Annotated in this window: 14 protein-coding genes and 1 pseudogene; 10 read left to right on the top strand and 5 right to left on the bottom strand. The window is 70.0% G+C overall.

The window, feature by feature from the left end:
• Positions 1 to 60 precede the first annotated feature (60 nt).
• The 3 genes from OHA21_RS43405 (at position 61) to OHA21_RS43415 (ending at position 4,116) form a co-directional block, all read left to right on the top strand.
• Positions 61 to 924 carry a hypothetical protein gene (locus OHA21_RS43405; RefSeq protein ID WP_328465373.1) on the top strand — a complete coding sequence of 288 codons (864 nt, stop codon included), beginning with the start codon at positions 61 to 63 and terminating at the stop codon, positions 922 to 924.
• Between the two features lie 101 nt (positions 925 to 1,025).
• Entirely contained in the window at positions 1,026 to 3,527 is a 2,502-nt protein-coding gene (locus OHA21_RS43410) for a bifunctional FO biosynthesis protein CofGH (RefSeq protein WP_328465375.1), read from the top strand.
• Between the two features lie 331 nt (positions 3,528 to 3,858).
• On the top strand, positions 3,859 to 4,116 hold the full coding sequence (locus OHA21_RS43415) for a WhiB family transcriptional regulator (protein WP_083971190.1): 258 nt from the start codon (positions 3,859 to 3,861) through the stop codon (positions 4,114 to 4,116).
• Positions 4,117 to 4,122: 6 nt separating this feature from the next.
• Here the strand turns inward: OHA21_RS43415 and OHA21_RS43420 are convergent, their stop codons facing one another.
• Complete coding sequence (locus OHA21_RS43420; RefSeq protein ID WP_442875006.1) at positions 4,123 to 4,599, bottom strand: metallopeptidase family protein; 477 nt, start codon at positions 4,597 to 4,599, stop codon at positions 4,123 to 4,125.
• Positions 4,600 to 4,785: 186 nt separating this feature from the next.
• On the opposite strand from OHA21_RS43420, the gene OHA21_RS43425 reads away from it, so the two are divergent.
• On the top strand, positions 4,786 to 5,148 hold the full coding sequence (locus OHA21_RS43425) for a DUF3499 domain-containing protein (protein ID WP_328465381.1): 363 nt from the start codon (positions 4,786 to 4,788) through the stop codon (positions 5,146 to 5,148).
• 12 nt (positions 5,149 to 5,160) lie between these two features.
• On the opposite strand, the gene OHA21_RS43430 is transcribed toward OHA21_RS43425, so the two are convergent.
• The 4 genes from OHA21_RS43430 to OHA21_RS43445 all read right to left on the bottom strand — a co-directional run bounded on the left by OHA21_RS43430 (position 5,161) and on the right by OHA21_RS43445 (position 9,390).
• Positions 5,161 to 6,018, bottom strand: coding sequence for a polysaccharide deacetylase family protein (locus tag OHA21_RS43430; protein ID WP_328465383.1), 858 nt, complete (start codon positions 6,016 to 6,018; stop codon positions 5,161 to 5,163).
• A gap of 165 nt (positions 6,019 to 6,183) precedes the next feature.
• Complete coding sequence (locus OHA21_RS43435; RefSeq protein WP_328465385.1) at positions 6,184 to 6,558, bottom strand: DUF779 domain-containing protein; 375 nt, start codon at positions 6,556 to 6,558, stop codon at positions 6,184 to 6,186.
• Between the two features lie 3 nt (positions 6,559 to 6,561).
• Positions 6,562 to 8,085 carry an acetaldehyde dehydrogenase ExaC gene (exaC, locus tag OHA21_RS43440; protein WP_328465387.1) on the bottom strand — a complete coding sequence of 508 codons (1,524 nt, stop codon included), beginning with the start codon at positions 8,083 to 8,085 and terminating at the stop codon, positions 6,562 to 6,564.
• Positions 8,086 to 8,145: 60 nt separating this feature from the next.
• Positions 8,146 to 9,390, bottom strand: a complete 1,245-nt coding sequence (locus OHA21_RS43445; protein ID WP_328478908.1) for a transcriptional regulator — start codon at positions 9,388 to 9,390, stop codon at positions 8,146 to 8,148.
• Positions 9,391 to 9,447: 57 nt separating this feature from the next.
• Here OHA21_RS43445 and nfi point away from each other — a divergent pair, with 57 nt between their 5' ends.
• The 6 genes and pseudogenes from nfi (at position 9,448) to ahcY (ending at position 16,677) form a co-directional block, all read left to right on the top strand.
• Positions 9,448 to 10,107: a deoxyribonuclease V gene (gene nfi, locus OHA21_RS43450; protein ID WP_328465389.1), complete on the top strand. Its 660-nt coding sequence runs from the start codon at positions 9,448 to 9,450 to the stop codon at positions 10,105 to 10,107.
• Between the two features lie 48 nt (positions 10,108 to 10,155).
• Positions 10,156 to 11,535 (top strand): phosphomannomutase/phosphoglucomutase, encoded by a 1,380-nt coding sequence (locus tag OHA21_RS43455; protein WP_328465391.1) that lies wholly within the window; start codon positions 10,156 to 10,158, stop codon positions 11,533 to 11,535.
• Between the two features lie 42 nt (positions 11,536 to 11,577).
• Positions 11,578 to 11,739: pseudogene (locus tag OHA21_RS43460) on the top strand (Trm112 family protein); the annotation flags it as partial.
• Positions 11,740 to 11,882: 143 nt separating this feature from the next.
• Entirely contained in the window at positions 11,883 to 13,106 is a 1,224-nt protein-coding gene (locus OHA21_RS43465; protein WP_328465393.1) for an SIS domain-containing protein, read from the top strand.
• A 34-nt stretch (positions 13,107 to 13,140) separates the two neighbouring features.
• Positions 13,141 to 14,325 (top strand): mannose-6-phosphate isomerase, class I, encoded by a 1,185-nt coding sequence (manA, locus tag OHA21_RS43470; protein ID WP_442875007.1) that lies wholly within the window; start codon positions 13,141 to 13,143, stop codon positions 14,323 to 14,325.
• A 900-nt stretch (positions 14,326 to 15,225) separates the two neighbouring features.
• Positions 15,226 to 16,677: an adenosylhomocysteinase gene (gene ahcY / locus OHA21_RS43475; protein WP_328465395.1), complete on the top strand. Its 1,452-nt coding sequence runs from the start codon at positions 15,226 to 15,228 to the stop codon at positions 16,675 to 16,677.
• Positions 16,678 to 16,834 lie beyond the last annotated feature (157 nt).

A 16,834-nucleotide genomic window follows, 5' to 3' on the forward strand; every position in this document is an offset into this window, starting at 1 on the left:
ACCCGTTTCCGGGTATCGGTTTACTCTGGGCGCACCTCGATCCCCGCACCGGGAGTAACCGTGACCACTCCATCGCAGCCCACACCGGCCGGCGAGAAGCCCATCGGGCAGTTCCTGCGGCCGTTGCGCGACCTGGCCGTGTACGCCCTGGCCGGACTTCCGGCCGTGCTGCTCTTCGTCGGCGTCATCGACCTGTTCGGCACCGACTTCTTCGGGCGGACCCGCTACAGCTTCGGCAGCTTCGTCAACCTGGTGACGATCTTCTTCCCGCTCGCCGCCGTGCTCCTCGCGCTCGCGGTGAAGCCGATCCACCCGAAGGCCCGGCTGGTCGTGCTGACCGCCCTGGTCGAGTACGCCGTGGTGGCCTTCTTCGGGCTGCTCTTCGGGGTGCTGTTCGGGATCAGCGGCATCGCCACCGAGGATCCCGGTGGCGCGTTCACCCAGCTCCTGACCCGGGTGGCGTGGCTCGGCGTGTTCGCCGTGGCAGCGTACGCGGTCGTGCAGATCTGGCGCGGCCTGTACCACGTGCCCAAGCCCCCGCCGCAGCCCGGCGTCTACGGCCAGCCCCAGCCGCAGTACGGGCAGCCGCCGTACGGCCAACCGCAGTACGGCCAGCCCTACGGCCAACCCCAGCCGCAGTACGGCCAGCCCCAGCCGCCGCCCTACGGCGCTCCGCCGCCCGGCTACGGTCAGCAGCCGCCGCCCCCGGTGTACGGCCAGCCGCAGCCGGGCGCACAGCCGGCCTGGAACCAGCCGCCGGTCCCGACCCCGCCGGTGGGCAATCCGCCGCCCTCCTCGGGCGCTCCGGCTCCCGGCGCGCCCGAGCCGACCCAGGTGGTCCCGAGGGCCGAGGACCGCACCGAGAAGCTCCCCGAGGACCGTCCCGGCTTCGGCCCGGCCGACCAGGACCCGCCCCGGCAGTGACCTGAAACCGGCTCCGGGCACGCGGCACCGTGTTTCACGACACTGCCCGTGCCCGGATACGACGGGCGCGCCGGACACGATTCCGGCCTAGGCTGCTGTTCGTGGTAGAGGTCAACGTGGAACCCGTACCGACCCTGGCGAGCATCCGCCGCGCACTGCGCCGGGCCGCCGACGGCAAAGCGATCGACGTCGACGAGGCGACCGCGTTGCTCGCGGCCTCCGGGGACCAGTTCGACGAGCTGCTGGCCATCGCCGGCGGTGTCCGGGACGCGGGTCTGCGCGAAGCCGGCCGTCCCGGCGTGGTGACGTACTCCCGCAAGGTCTTCATCCCGCTGACCCGGCTCTGCCGGGACCGGTGTCATTACTGCACCTTCGCCACCGTGCCGCATCGCCTGCCGGCCGCCTTCCTGGAACGCGACGAGGTGCTGGAGATCGCCCGGCAGGGCGCCGCGCAGGGTTGCAAGGAGGCGCTGTTCACCCTCGGCGACCGGCCGGAGGAGCGCTGGCCGGCGGCCCGGCAGTGGCTCGACGAGCGTGGCTACGACTCGACCCTGGACTACGTGCGGGCCTGCGCGATCGCCGTGCTCGAGGAGACCGGCCTGCTGCCGCACCTCAACCCCGGGGTGCTGAGCTGGGCCGAGCTGCAGCGGCTCAAGCCGGTCGCGCCGAGCATGGGGATGATGCTGGAGACCACCGCCACCCGGCTGTGGTCGGAGAAGAGCGGGCCGCACTACGGCTCGCCGGACAAGGAGCCCGCGGTCCGGCTGCGGGTGCTCGACGACGCCGGCCGGGTCGGCGTCCCGTTCACCACCGGCATCCTGATCGGCATCGGCGAGACCGTTCCCGAGCGGGTGGACTCGTTGTTCGCGATCCGCCGGGCGGCCCGCGAGTACGGGCACATCCAAGAGGTCATCATTCAGAACTTCCGCGCCAAGCCGGACACGGCGATGCGCGGGATGCCGGACGCCGAGCTGCGCGAGCTGGCCGCGACGGTGGCCGTGGCCCGGATCATCATGGGGCCGCGGGCCCGGATCCAGGCCCCGCCGAACCTGATCGACGACGAGTTCTCGCTGCTGCTGCGGGCCGGCATCGACGACTGGGGCGGCGTCTCGCCGGTCACCCCGGATCACGTCAACCCCGAGCGTCCTTGGCCGCAGATCGACCTTCTCTCTGAAATGTCGTCTAAATCGGGATTCGAACTGCGAGAGCGGCTCACGATCTACCCCGAGTATGTCCGCCGCGCCGACGAGGGCTGGCTCGACCCGCGCCTGGCCGCGCACGTCGCTGCGCTGGCCGGCCCGGACGGTCTGGCTCGCACGGTCAACCCGGTGGGACGGCCGTGGCAGGAGCCGGAGGAGACGTTCGCGACCGGCCGGACCGACCTGTTCGCGGCAGTGGACACCGAGGGCCGCACCGCCGACCGCCGCTCCGACTTCGACGACGTCTACGGCGACTGGGCCGAGGTGGCCGCGCACGTCAAGGCCGCGCCGCAGACCATGCCCACCGACGTCGTGGCGGCCCTGAAGCTGGCCGCCGACGATCCGGGCGCGCTCCTGCTGGAGAAGAACGAGGACAAGGCGATGGCGTTGTTCAACGCCGACGGCCCGGCCCTCGACGAGCTCGCGAAGATCGCCGACGACCTGCGCCGGTCGGTCAACGGCGACGACATCACGTACGTGGTGAACCGCAACATCAACTTCTCGAACGTCTGTTACGTCGGCTGCCGGTTCTGTGCCTTCGCCCAGCGGGAGAAGGACGCCGACGCGTACCGGCTGTCCGTGGAGCAGGTGGCGGACCGGGCCGAGGAGGCGTGGCGCGACGGCGCGTCCGAAGTGTGCATGCAGGGTGGCATCGACCCGAAGATGCCGGTCACCGCGTACGCCGATCTGGTTCGTGCGGTGAAGCAGCGGGTGCCCGGGATGCATGTCCACGCGTACTCGCCGATGGAGATCGTCACCGCCTCCGCGAAGGCCGGCGTCTCGATCCGCGAGTGGCTCACCGATCTGAAGGCGGCCGGCCTCGGCACCATTCCGGGGACCGCTGCCGAGATCCTCGACGACGACGTGCGCTGGGTGCTGACCAAGGGTAAGTTGCCGACCGCCACCTGGGTGGACGTGGTCACCACCGCGCACCAGGTCGGCATCCGGTCCAGTTCGACCATGATGTACGGCCACGTCGACCACCCCCGCCAGTGGCTCGGCCACTTCCGGGTGCTGGCCGGCATCCAGGACGTGACCGGCGGCTTCACCGAGTTCGTGGCGTTGCCGTTCATCCACACGAACGCACCGATCTACCTGGCCGGGATCGCCCGCCCCGGTCCGACGTGGCGGGAGAACCGGGTGGTGCACGCGATGGCCCGGGTCCTGCTGCACGGCCGGATCGACAACATCCAGTGCTCCTGGGTGAAGCTCGGCGACGAGGGCACCCGGGTGATGCTCAACAGTGGCTGCAACGACCTCGGCGGCACCCTGATGGAGGAGACCATCTCCCGGATGGCGGGATCCGAGCACGGTTCGGCTCGGACGGTCGCCGAGCTCAAGGAACTGGCCGCCGCGGCCGGTCGTCCGGCGGTGGAACGCACCACCGTGTACGGACGCAGATAGGGGGAGTGATCCATTCGGCGGACCCGGGTCGGGGGACCCGATGCCGCAAGGTCACAAAACGGGTTAAATTGGACGCGAGGGGCCGGTCTAGCGTTACCTTCCGGTGGCTCCGGGAGATAGGGCTGGAACGGGACCGTGAAGCGTCCGCGGCGCTTCGGGGAAACGGGCCTATTTAGCAGGTTCGGCTTGACGACGCACGTCTTACACGCGTGTAATTTTGGTGGGGTTGTGGGGACGATGTGGCACATTCGCGTCGAACCCACAGAAACACGCCGCGTGCGTGGGGGGTCAGCGTCGGCTTCATTGCCGACGCGGAATTGGAGGCACGCCGATGGAAGCGCAGGTTGAAGGGGTTGACCTGCTCGGGGATGCGCCCGAGTGGCAGGAGCGGGCATTGTGTTCGCAGACCGATCCGGAAGCCTTTTTCCCGGAGAAGGGCGGCTCGACGCGCGAGGCGAAGCGCATCTGTGGCCGCTGTGAGGTCAAGGCCGACTGCCTGGAATACGCGCTGGGCCACGACGAACGGTTCGGGATCTGGGGTGGACTGTCCGAACGTGAACGTCGCAAGTTGAAGCGCCGGGTGGCCTGAGCCGGCTCAGGCCAGCTCGTCCGGATCCACACCGAGCAGATTGGCCACCTGCTCGATGATCACGTCGTGGACGAGGTCGGCGAGGTCCTCCCGATCCATCGCCCGGAATTCCAGCGGGCGGCGGTAGAGCACGATCCGCGGCGGCAACTCGTGCCGTCCCGGACGGCCGGGCAGCAGCCGGGCCAGGGGCACCTCGCCGTCCTCCAGCACGTCCGAGTCGTAGACGTTCAGCTCGGGCGGCACGTCCTCGACCGCGAACTCGACGCCGGCCAACTCCTTCGCGTAGCGCCGCTCCAGGCTCTCGACGGTGTCCAGCACCAGGTCGTCGAAGATCTCCGCCTTGGTGCGGGCCAGCGGGACGGTCGCCGGCACCAGGCGGCCGCGGAGGCCACGCCCGTGCCGGTCACGTCGGGCGGGACGGCCCGGGCCGGAGGTGCGCGCCGCCTTCGGATCCGTCCGGCGGCGTTCGGGGCTGGTGGTCACGCGGCCAGCGTATCCCCACCGGGGCGACATACGTGGTCAGGCCGTTCGCATCGTGTGTCCGAGCCGCTAATTCGCCCCAACGGGGCGGCGTGTCGGGCTGTCATGGCCGAATCGTGATGCATCGTTGCCCGGCGTGTCGCGGGGCAACGCTCCCCAGAACGACCGGCGGGGAGATAACGTGCCGCCGTGAGGTCACCACGGCGCTGCTCCCGGAACGGCTGTCCCCGACAGGCGGTCGCCACCCTGACCTACGTCTACAGCGATTCCACGGCTGTCGTCGGTCCCCTCGCGGCTTTCGCCGAACCCCACACGTACGACCTGTGTGAACCCCACGCTCGCAGCCTCACCGCCCCCCGAGGCTGGGAACTGGTCCGGCACGACGGCGACTTCGCGCCGCCACCCCCCACCACCGACGACCTCGTCGCGCTCGCCGAGGCCGTCCGCGAAGCCGCCCGTCCGATCCCGCCGCGCCCGGACGAGACCGATCCCGGCCCCGGCCACCAGACCGGCCGCCGCGGCCACCTGCGGGTCATTCCGCCGTCACACTGACCGCAACGCCCTTCAGGGCAGCGCGACCAGCTTGAAGCGCTTCTTCAACCACGGCAGCAGCGTGCGGTACGCCGCGATGGTGTCCGGCTGCGCATAGTCGTGGGAGAGCACGATCGACCCGGGCCGGGTGTGCTTCTGCACGATCTTGACGATCTTCTTGCGATGGTCACCGGGCGACTCGCCCTTCGGGTGCTCCCAGTCGCGGGGGTCGACCTTCCAGTAGATGGAGGCCATCCCCATCTGCTTCGCGGTGGCGACCACCGGCCGGTTGAAGTGGCCGCCCGGCGCCCGGAAGTACCGGATCTTCGCCTTCGGCACGGCAGCCCGGATCGCGGCGTTGGTGCGCTCCAGATCCGCCCTGATCTTGGCGGCCGGCTTCTTGCCCAGCTTGAGGTCGTGGTTCCACGTGTGGTTGCAGAGCGTGTGCCCGGCCTTGACGATCGCCCGGATCAGCTCAGGGTGCCGTTTGGCCTGCGTGCCGACCACGCAGAAGGTCGCCTTGATCTGGTATTTCGCGAGCATCCGCAGCAGCACCGGCGTGTAGTCCGGGTCCGGTCCGTCGTCGAAGGTCAGCGCGACACCGTCGGTCCCGGTGGTGAGATGGCTGCCGGCCGGCCCGGTACGCACCTTCTTACGCTTGTTGACGATGGCCCGTTCGGTGCGCCTGCTGGTCGGCTTGGGCTTCGGCTTGGTGGTGGTGGCCGGCTCGGCCGGCTCGGCAGACGGAATCTCCACCGCCGGGGGCGCCGCCGCTGATGGTCCCGAAGCCCGTGGCGATGTCGTCTGCGCCGCGGCCGCCTGGCCGAGAAGGCCGGTCATGATCAGCAGAGCGCTGATCGTGAATGCCTTTCGGGTATGGGACAGCCGCATCAAGATCCTCCCCAGGTTCGCCGGCGAACTGACGACGATGCCTGGGAATCTCGCGAACCGCCAGTCCCGTACGTATCTTTCATACGAAATCCGGCACGAATTCGGGGTGAACGGACTACCCTGCCGGGCCGGCACGCCCCCCTTCCTCGTGCCGACCCGGCCCGTTTAGCCGGCCAGTTCCGTGAGCTCCTCCTCGGTGAGCAGGCGGGACCGGATCAGGAACCGCACGCCCTCGGGTGCCTCCAGCGAGAAGCCGGCGCCACGCCCGGGGACCACGTCCACCGTCAGATGCGTGTGCTTCCAGAGTTCGAACTGCGAGGCCGACATCCAGAACGTGATCGGCTCCGGCACCCCCTCGATCGCCAGAGACTCCAGCAGGACGTCGGAGTTGCCGGTACGGAACTCACCCTCCAGGTAGCACATCGGCGAACTGCCGTCGCAGCAGCCGCCGGACTGGTGGAACATCAGTGGGCCGTGCTGCCCCCGCAGCTGCCGCATCATGTCGGCAGCCGCGGGAGTCACGTCTACTCGGGTAGCCATGGCCTAGAAGAAGCCCATGGCCTTGGGTGAGTAGCTGACCAGCAGGTTCTTGGTCTGCTGGTAGTGATCGAGCATCATCCGGTGGTTCTCCCGGCCGATGCCGGACTGCTTGTAGCCACCGAACGCGGCGTGCGCCGGGTAGAGGTGGTAGCAGTTCGTCCACACCCGGCCGGCCTTGATCGCCCGTCCGGCCCGGTACGCCTGGTTGATGTCCCGGGTCCACACGCCGGCGCCGAGGCCGTACAGGGTGTCGTTGGCGACCTTGATCGCGTCGTCGAAGTCGGCGAACGGGGTCACCGAGACCACCGGCCCGAAGATTTCCTCCTGGAAGATCCGCATGTTGTTGCGGCCCTCGAAGATCGTCGGCTGCACGTAGTAGCCGCCGGCCAGATCACCGGACAGCTCGGCGCGGCCGCCGCCGGTCAGCGCGCGGGCGCCCTCCTGCCGGCCGATGTCCAGGTACGACAGGATCTTCTCCAGCTGGTCGTTGGAGGCCTGCGCGCCGACCTGGGTGTCGGTGTCCAGCGGGTTGCCCTGCTTCAGGTTCTCGGTCCGCTTCACCGCGGCGGCCAGGAAGTCGGAGTAGTGGCTCTGCTGGATCAGCGCGCGCGACGGGCAGGTGCAGACCTCGCCCTGGTTCAGCGCGAACATCGTGAAGCCCTCGAGGGCCTTGTCGTAGAAGTCGTCGTCGGCGCGGCTGACGTCGTCGAAGAAGATGTTCGGGCTCTTGCCGCCCAGCTCCAGGGTGACCGGGATCAGGTTCTCGGAGGCGTACTGCATGATCAGGCGGCCGGTGGTGGTCTCACCGGTGAAGGCCACCTTCGCGACGCGGTTGGACGAAGCGAGCGGCTTGCCGGCCTCCACGCCGAAGCCGTTCACGATGTTCACCACGCCCGGCGGGATCAGGTCACCGATCAGCGAGAACAGGTAGTGGATCGAGGCCGGGGTCTGCTCGGCCGGCTTGAGCACGACCGCGTTGCCGGCGGCCAGGGCCGGTGCCAGCTTCCAGACCGCCATCAGGATCGGGAAGTTCCACGGGATGATCTGCGCGACCACGCCGAGCGGCTCGTGGAAGTGGTAGGCGACGGTGTCCTCGTCGAGCTCACCGGCGGTGCCCTCCTGGGCCCGGATCACACTTGCGAAGTAGCGGAAGTGGTCGATCGCCAGCGGGATGTCGGCGGCCAGGGTCTCGCGGACCGCCTTGCCGTTCTCCCAGGCCTCGGCGACCGCGAGCTTCTCGAGGTTCTGCTCCATCCGGTCAGCGATCTTGTTGAGGATGATCGAGCGCTCGGTGGGCGAGGTCCGACCCCACGCCGGGGCCGCGCCGTGCGCCGCGTCCAGGGCCCGTTCCACGTCGTCCGCGGTGCCCCGGGCGATCTCGCAGAAGGCCCGGCCGGTGACCGGGGAGGGGTTCTCGAAGTATTGGCCCTTGGCCGGCGGGACGTACTCGCCGCCGATGTAGTGGTCGTAACGGGACTGGTAGCCGACGATGGCGCCCTCGGAACCGGGCGGGGTGTAGATGGTCACGGTCCTGCCTCCGTACCTCTTAGGGGGTCAGGGCCGGACGTTAGTTACGCACACGTTGCATCAACGTTGCAGTGAGTACTCCCGGGTCAGTTCGGCGACGCGGCGGGCGGCGAACGGGTCGGCCGGGGCCAGCGCGGCGTAGGCCTCCCACATCTCCAGGTCGTCGGCGCCGAGCGGTCCGTTGAGCCAGCTCTGCAGGAGCCGCCGGTCGCCTGCGGCGAGCACGGCGGCCCGCAGCCGATCATCCAGGCGGCGGCGCAGGCGGACCACGCCGGGAGCGTCCGAGGCCGGCAACAACATTCCGGGGTACGCCGAAAGCGCCTCACCCACCCGACCGGAGTCCAGCAGCCGCCCCACCGCCCCGAAGTCCACGTCGATCTCGGCGCGCAGCCGGTACGGCCGGGAGTCGAGCAGTTCCGGACCGAGGATGCGGCGCAGCCGGGACAGTTCGGCGCGGACCGTGACCGGGTTGACGTCGTCGCCGTACAGATCAAAGCCCAGTTGGTCCCCCGTGCGGCCTTCCGGATGCATGGTGAGCAGGACCAACAGCTCGGAGTGGCGCCGTCCCAGGCGCAGCCGCTTGCCACGCACGGTGAGCAGTGCCTCGTCCCGGCCCAGCGCGGCCACCGCCGGGCGGTCCCGCACCGGCCGGTCCGCGGCGAGATAGGCCTCCGCGGCCAGCGCGGTGGCCCGGACCAGCGCCAGGCTGTGCGGGTTGGCCAGGTGATCGCCGCCGGTCACGTCGATCGCGCCGAGCAGGAGCCCGGTCGCCGGGTCGTGCACCGGGGCCGCCGCGCAGGTCCACTGCTGCACCGGCCGGCTGAAATGCTCGGTCGCGAAGATCTGGATCGCGTGGTCGACGGCGAGCGCGGTGCCCGGCGCGTTCGTGCCGGCGTGCGCCTCGTCCCAGCGGGCGCCCGGCACGAAATTCATCGAGGCCGCGCCGCGCAGCGTGGCGGCGTGACCCTCGACCCAGAGCATCCGGCCGTGCGCGTCGCAGACCGCGAGGATGTGGTCGCCGTCCTCGGCCAGCCCACCCAGCAGATCCCGGAAGATCGGCATGACCGTTGCCAGCGGATGCGCCGACCGGTAGGCCTCCAGATCGTCGTCGGCCAGATCGATCGGCGCGGTGCTGTCGGCACCGATCCATGCGGCGGAGCGCGCCCAGGAGTCGGCGACCACGGTCCGCATCCGGTCCGGACGCCCACCGCCCGACACGAAGCTCTCATGGGCGCGGCCGACCTGACGGATGCGTTCCGCCGGGTCGTCTCCGGGTGTCAGCGCGAGCCACGGGTTCACCGGCAGCACCTCCAGACCCCATCGTGACCCGCGTCACGGTGATTAACAACTAGGGTTCCAGCAGTGCAGCCGTGGCCGCGTACCGAAGAAGAAGCTCTTGCTGTCCAGGACACCTTGCGTTCACGCGTGGTTCTTACTTCGGGGCCGGATGCCCCGGCCACCGTGGCCGGTCTCGACGTGGCCTACGACGGCGACCGGCTCGCCGCCGCTGTGGTCGTCCTGGACCTCGCCGACCTCTCGGTACGCGACACCGCCGTGGTCAGCGGGCGGCCCGCTTTCCCGTACATCCCGGGGTTGTTCGCGTTCCGGGAGATTCCCGCCCTGCTGGCGGCCCTGGAGAAGTTGACCGTCCGTCCGGAGGTGCTGGTCTGTGACGGGCAGGGGCTGGCGCATCCGCGCCGGTTCGGGCTGGCCTCGCACCTCGGCGTCCTCACCGGCCTGCCGGCCTTCGGGGTCGGCAAGACGCTGCTCGTCGGTGAGTACGAACCGGTGGGGGACGAGCGCGGCGCCCGGTCCCCGCTGATCGACGCGGGCGAGACGGTGGGCGCGGTGCTGCGGACGCAGACCGGAGTCAAGCCGGTCTTCGTCTCCGCCGGGCATCGCATCGACCTGGATGCGTCTTGCCAGCTCACGCTGCGGTTGGCGACTCGTTACCGGCTGCCGGAGACGACACGGGCGGCTGACCGCGCCTGCCGTCTCGCAGTTGCAACCATTCGCATGTGATCGCTCCGATACCCTCGGCGCAAAGGTAATCGGCTGAGGAGTGAGCAAGTGGTTGATCTGTCGCAGATCATCAAGGCGTACGACGTGCGGGGGATCGTTCCGGATCAGCTCAACGAGCCGGTGGCCCGGGCACTGGGTACGGCGTTCGTCGAGATGTTGCGCGAGTCCGGCAACGAGCCGGACCAGATCGTGATCGCCCATGACATGCGGGATTCCGGGCCGGGCCTGGCCGCTGCTTTCGCGCGCGGGGTAAACGCGGCCGGCGCCGCGGTCGTCAACATCGGACTCGCCTCGACCGACCAGCTCTACTACGCCTCCGGTGCGCTGAACCTGCCCGGCGCGATGTTCACCGCCAGCCACAACCCGGCCCAGTACAACGGGATCAAGCTGTGCCGGGCCGGCGCCCGCCCGGTCGGCCAGGACAGCGGGCTCGCCGTCGTCCGGCAGCGTGCCCAGCAGCTGCTCGCCGACCTGAACGCGGAGGCCGACGGGCCGTCCCGGGTGGAGCAGCGTGACGTTCTGAAGGACTACGCCGCGCACCTGCGCTCCCTGGTCGACCTGTCCGGCATCCGCCCGCTCAAGGTCATCGTGGACGCGGGCAACGGCATGGGCGGTTACACCGTCCCGGCGGTGCTGGGCGACCAGGTGCTGCCGGCCCTGCCGCTGGAGATCGAGCCGCTCTACTTCGAGTTGGACGGTTCGTTCCCCAACCACGAGGCGAACCCGCTGGACCCGAAGAACCTGGTGGACCTGCAGAAGGCGGTCCGCGAGCAGGGCGCCGACATCGGCCTGGCGTTCGACGGCGACGCCGACCGCTGCTTCGTGGTGGACGAGAACGGCGACCCGGTCTCCCCGTCCGCGATCACCGCGCTGGTCGCGACCCGGGAGCTGGCGAAGTTCCCGGGCAGCACGATCATCCACAACCTGATCACCTCGGCCGCGGTGCCGGAGATCATCGTCGAGAACGGTGGCAAGCCGGTCCGCAGCCGCGTCGGCCACTCGTTCATCAAGGCGGAGATGGCGCAGACCAACGCCGTCTTCGGCGGTGAGCACTCGGCGCACTACTACTTCCGCGACTTCTGGTTCGCCGACACCGGCATGCTGGCCGCCATGCACGTGCTCGCCGCCTTCGGTGGGCAGCCGCTGCCGCTCTCCGAGTTCGCCGCGGAGTTCGAGCGGTACTCCGCCTCCGGTGAGATCAACTCCACGGTGGCGGACTCGACCGCGAAGATCGCCGAGGTCCGGGCCGCGTTCCCCGACGCCACCGTGGACGAGCTCGACGGCATGACCTTCGAGGTCGGCGACGGCGCCTGGTTCAACCTGCGGGCCTCCAACACCGAGCCGCTGCTGCGGCTGAACGTCGAGGCGCCGGACGCCGAGCGGATGGCGGCACTGCGTGACAAGGTTCTGGCCATCGTTCGTGGATAGGATCGCCTCGACCGTTCCTCACCAGGATGAAGGAGTAGCTCGGTGGCGCTCGATCAGCAGTTGCTGGAGATTCTGGCCTGCCCGGACACCCATCACGCGCCTCTCGGCTACGACGCGGACGCGCAGACGCTGACCTGCACCGAGTGCGGGCGGATCTTCCCGATCCGCGACGACATCCCGATCCTGCTGCTGGACGAGGCGCAGCTGCCGGCCGTCGAGGAGCCGGCGGCTGAAGAAGCAGCAGTCGAAGAGCCGACGGCCGAAGAACCGGTGGTGGAGAAGCGGACCTCCGCCGGGCCGCTCGCCGACACCTCGGTGGAGAAGCCGGCCGGGGGGAGCGAGAACTGATGGTCAACCCATTGGACGGCTCGGCCGGCGTCAACGGTCACCGCGTCGCCGACGAGTCGCTGCTGAACGATGAGAAGTCGATGCTCGGCAACGACCCCGGCGGCATGCTGCGGGCCACCGCGTCGGCCGGCGCCCAGGTCCGGGAGTCGGCCGCGCTCGCTGCCGAGGTCGACCTGTCCATGCTGGCCGACGAGGGTCGCCCGCGCGCTGTCGTGGTGGCCGGCATCGGCACCGCCGGTCTCACCGGCAGCATCCTGTCCACCGTCGCGGGCCCGCGCTGCCCGGTGCCGATCATCGGCCACCGCAGCGCGGGCGTGCCCGGCTGGGTCGGTGCGGCCGACGTGGTGATCGCGGTCTCCGCCTCCGGCCGCAGCCCGGAGGCGCTCGCGGCCGCCGAGGCCGCTGCCCGGCGTGGCGCCCGGCTGGTGGCGATCGGCAACCCCGGCTCCGACCTGGAGGCGCTGGCCGAGCGGGCCCGCGCCCCGTTCATCGGCGTGCCCCGCCGTGCTCCGGCGCGGGCCACGCTCTGGGGCCTGACCATCCCGGTGCTCTTCGCCGGCCGGGCGCTCGGCCTGGCCAAGCTGGCCGAGGCGGACATCGCGGAGACGGCCATCCGGCTCGACGCCGACGCCGAGCGGTGCCGTCCGGCCGCCGACTCCTTCGTCAACCCGGCCAAGGAGCTCGCGCTCGGCCTGGCCGGCTCGGTCCCGATCGTGTGGGGCTCGTCGCCGCTGGCCACGGTCGCGGCCCGGCGGTTCGCCGACACCCTGGCCGCGAACGCGCGGTATCCGGTGATGGCCGGCGCGCTCGGTGAGGCCGGCCGGGGCCGGGTGGGCCTGCTCGACGGCGTCTTCGGCGGCCTGGCCGAGGGCTCCCGGGACATCTTCGCCGACCCGGACGAGATCGACGAGAGCGTGACCCGTCTGCGCCTCGTGGTGCTCCGCGACGGCGGCCTCAACCCGGAGGACGACGCGGACGAGCCGGTGGCCGTCGAGGAACGGCGTGCCGACGCCATCCAGACCCTCGCCGACCGGCGGGGTGTGCGCTGCGACGTGCTCACCGCCGAGGGCGGGTCGACGCTGGAGCGGCTGGCGTCGCTCGTCGCGGTGCCCGACTTCGCCTCGCTCTACTTGGCTCTGGCACACGGGCTCGACCCGATGGCGGTGCCGGCGATCAGCGAGATGAAGGAACTGTCGAACCCGTTGCCCGAGGGAATCCAGTGATCGACAGTCCGTCGACACTGCTACTTTGCCGGGTATGACCGTGTATCCGTTGAATGGTGTGATCCGGCCGTACGCCTGGGGATCCCGCACCGCGATCGCCGAGCTGCAGGGCCGTCCCGCCCCCACCGAGGGGCCCGAGGCGGAGCTGTGGCTCGGCGCCCATCCCGGCGACCCGTCCACCGTGCCGGGGCCGGACGGGCCGGTCCAGCTCACCGACCTGATCGCCGGCGACCCGCACGGCCAACTCGGCGACCCGGTCACCGCGCGGTTCGGGGAGCGGCTGCCCTATCTGATGAAGGTGCTGGCCGCCGCCGCCCCGCTGTCGCTGCAGGCACACCCCGACGCCGACTATGCGAAGATCGCCTTCGCCCGGCAGGAAGCCGACCCGGACGCCCCGAAGAACTACACGGACGCCCACCACAAGCCCGAGATGCTGGTGGCGCTCACCCCGTTCGAGGCGCTCTGCGGTTTCCGCCCGCCGGCCGTGGCCGCCGCCGTGATCGCCGCCTTCGGCGTGCCCCGACTCGACCCGGTCGTCACGACCCTGCGGGCCGGTGACCTCTCCGAGGCGGTCCGCCTGCTGCTCACCTGGCCGTCCGACGACCGCAAGGCGCTTATCGACGACGTCGTGACCGCCGCCTCCGGGTTCGCCGACGACCATGAGCACGGCGACTCCTTCCGGCTCGCCCGCAAGCTCGCCGAGCACTATCCGGGCGATCCCGGCGTACTGGTCGCCCTGCTGTTGAATCTGGTCCGCCTCGCCCCCGGCGAGGCCATCTGGATGCCCGCCGGCAACCTGCACGCCTACCTGAACGGCCTCGGCGTCGAACTGATGGCCGCCAGCGACAACGTCCTGCGCGGCGGCCTCACCCCGAAACGCGTCGACGTGGACGAGCTGCTCGCGGTCCTGCGTTTCGAGGTCCTCGACGACCCGCTGCTGCACGGCACCGAACTCGAACCCGGCGTGACCTCGTGGCGCGTTCCGGTCCCCGACTTCGAGCTCTACCGCATCGAGCTGGCCGCCAACCGGCCGCCACTCCGCCTGCCCGGCAGCGGCCCGCGCATCCTGCTGGGCGCCGCCGGCGACATCCACGTGGGCGAGGACCACGGCATCCCGGTCACCCTCAGCCCCGGCACAGCCGCTTACGCGCCGGCCACCGCAGGCACGCTGACCGCAGCCGGCGCCGGCACGCTTTTCATCGCCGCAGTGCCAACCTGATTTCGGTACGCGTTTTCGCGCCCCCAACCGCAGCTACGTGGCTCCCGCCCCACGAAGCGACCTGAGCATGACTCCAGGCCCCCAGCGCCCCCGCCGGGCTCACCCACGGGTCCCGCTCACCCCACCGCCCACGGGGCCAAGCCGCCCCCGTCAGCTGTCGCCCAATGTCGCCTCCCTCCCCGGGAAGCAGCGCTGACGGTCAGCCGCTCTTGATGGCTGACCGTCAGCGTCGTATCAGCCCGCGGGAAGCAGCGCTGACGGTCAGCCGGCCCTGGTGGCTGACGGCCAGTGTCGTATCAGCCCGCGGGAGGCAGCGCTGGCGGTCAGCCGGCCCTGGTGGCTGACGGTCAGTGTCGTGTCGGGCGGCGGGAGGCAGCGCTGGGGGTCAGCTGGGATTGGTGGCTGACGGTCACAGCTGTATTGAGCTGCTTGAGGCAGCGCTGGGGGTCAGCTGGAGGCATGGGGAGCTGGTGGCGTGCTGGTGGACTGCGTGGGTCCGGCGGGCGCGTGAGGGCTGGACGTTGTGCCTGGGTCGCGCGTCGTAGTGGGGGATCTGGTGGGGCGGTGGGAGTCGTACCGATGGTTGGGTGTGGGGGTGGGAATGCGGTGCGTCAAGGAGTGCGTCCGAAATTTGCTGAAATTCCTTGACATAGTGGTTGCGGAGTGTGAATCTATAAGCACGCAGCGTCATTGGTGATCGGGGGGTCCCACGGACGCGCGCGGTACCAAACCGGGGGGATGAACGGGGCGGCGGGTTTCGACCTGTCGCCCCGTTCGCTATGCGGGGGCAGTCTCGCGAGCCGGGTGGCCGAGGATTCCCGTCAGCACGAGTCAGGGCGTGTCCAAGCCGTACCGTAAATGGGGTTTTGTTCGCCGGCCCCGCACACCCGGGAGTTTTGGATGACCAGCACGCTCGCCGAGGGCGACTTCAAGGTCGCGGACCTGTCGCTCGCCGCGTTCGGCCGTAAGGAGATCGAGCTGGCCGAGCATGAGATGCCCGGCTTGATGGCGTTGCGGAAGGAGTTCGGGGCGAGCCGGCCGCTGCGCGGCGCCCGGATCACCGGCTCGCTGCACATGACGATCCAGACCGCGGTCCTGATCGAGACGCTGACCGCGCTCGGCGCCCAGGTCCGGTGGGCCTCCTGCAACATCTTCTCGACCCAGGATCACGCTGCCGCGGCCATCGTCGTCGGCCGGGACGGTACGCCGGAGAAGCCGCAGGGCGTCCCGGTGTACGCATGGAAGGGCGAATCCCTCGAGGAGTACTGGTGGTGCACCGAGCGGGTGCTGCTCTGGCCGGACGGCGACGCGCCCAACATGATCCTCGACGACGGTGGTGACGCCACGCTGCTGGTGCACAAGGGCGCCGAGTTCGAGCGGGCCGGCGCGGTGCCGTCGCCGGAGACGGCCGACTCGGAGGAGTACGCGGTCATCCTGAAGCTGCTGGCCCGCAGCCTGACCGAGGACGACAAGCGCTGGACCCGGGTGGCGGCCGGCATCAAGGGTGTCACCGAGGAGACCACGACCGGCGTGCACCGGCTGTACGAGATGCAGCAGGCCGGCACCCTGCTGTTCCCGGCGATCAACGTGAACGACTCGGTGACCAAGTCGAAGTTCGACAACAAGTACGGCTGCCGGCACTCGCTGATCGACGGCATCAACCGGGCCACCGACGTGCTGATCGGCGGCAAGGTGGCGGTGGTCTTCGGGTACGGTGACGTCGGCAAGGGTTGCGCCGAGTCACTGCGCGGCCAGGGCGCCCGGGTGATCGTCACCGAGGTCGACCCGATCTGCGCGCTGCAGGCCGCGATGGACGGCTACCAGGTCGCCACGATCGACGATGTCGTGGAATATGCGGACATCTTCGTGACGGCGACCGGCTGCTTCGACGTGATCACCCACGAGCACATGGCCAGGATGAAACACCAGGCGATCGTCGGGAACATCGGCCACTTCGACAACGAGATCGACATGGCCGGCCTGCAGAAACGCGCCGACGTCACGCGCATCACCATCAAGCCGCAGGTCGACGAGTGGCGCTTCGCCGACGGGCACTCGATCATCGTGCTCTCCGAGGGCCGGCTGCTGAACCTGGGCAACGCGACCGGTCACCCGTCGTTCGTGATGAGCAACAGCTTCTCGAACCAGACGATCGCGCAGATCGAGCTCTTCACGAAGACCGAGGAGTACCCCGTCGGGGTGTATGTGCTGCCCAAGCACCTGGACGAGAAGGTGGCCCGGCTGCACCTGGACGCGCTCGGCGTGAAGCTGACCGAGTTGACCAAGGAACAGGCCGCCTACCTGGGCATCGCCGTCGAGGGGCCGTTCAAGCCGGAGCATTACCGATACTGACGTGCCGGAGCCCCCACTCGCCCGCCGAGCGGGGGCTCATCCCCGGCGGTTGCCGCCACCGGGTTCGGTCTTCGCCTCCTCATTACGGCACGCCACCTGCGGGCACTGCAAGTGCATTGCGTCCCTTGCAAGTTGCAACGGGCCATCGATCCGCCGT

Source organism: Actinoplanes sp. NBC_00393, from assembly GCF_036053395.1.
GTDB lineage: Bacteria > Actinomycetota > Actinomycetes > Mycobacteriales > Micromonosporaceae > Actinoplanes.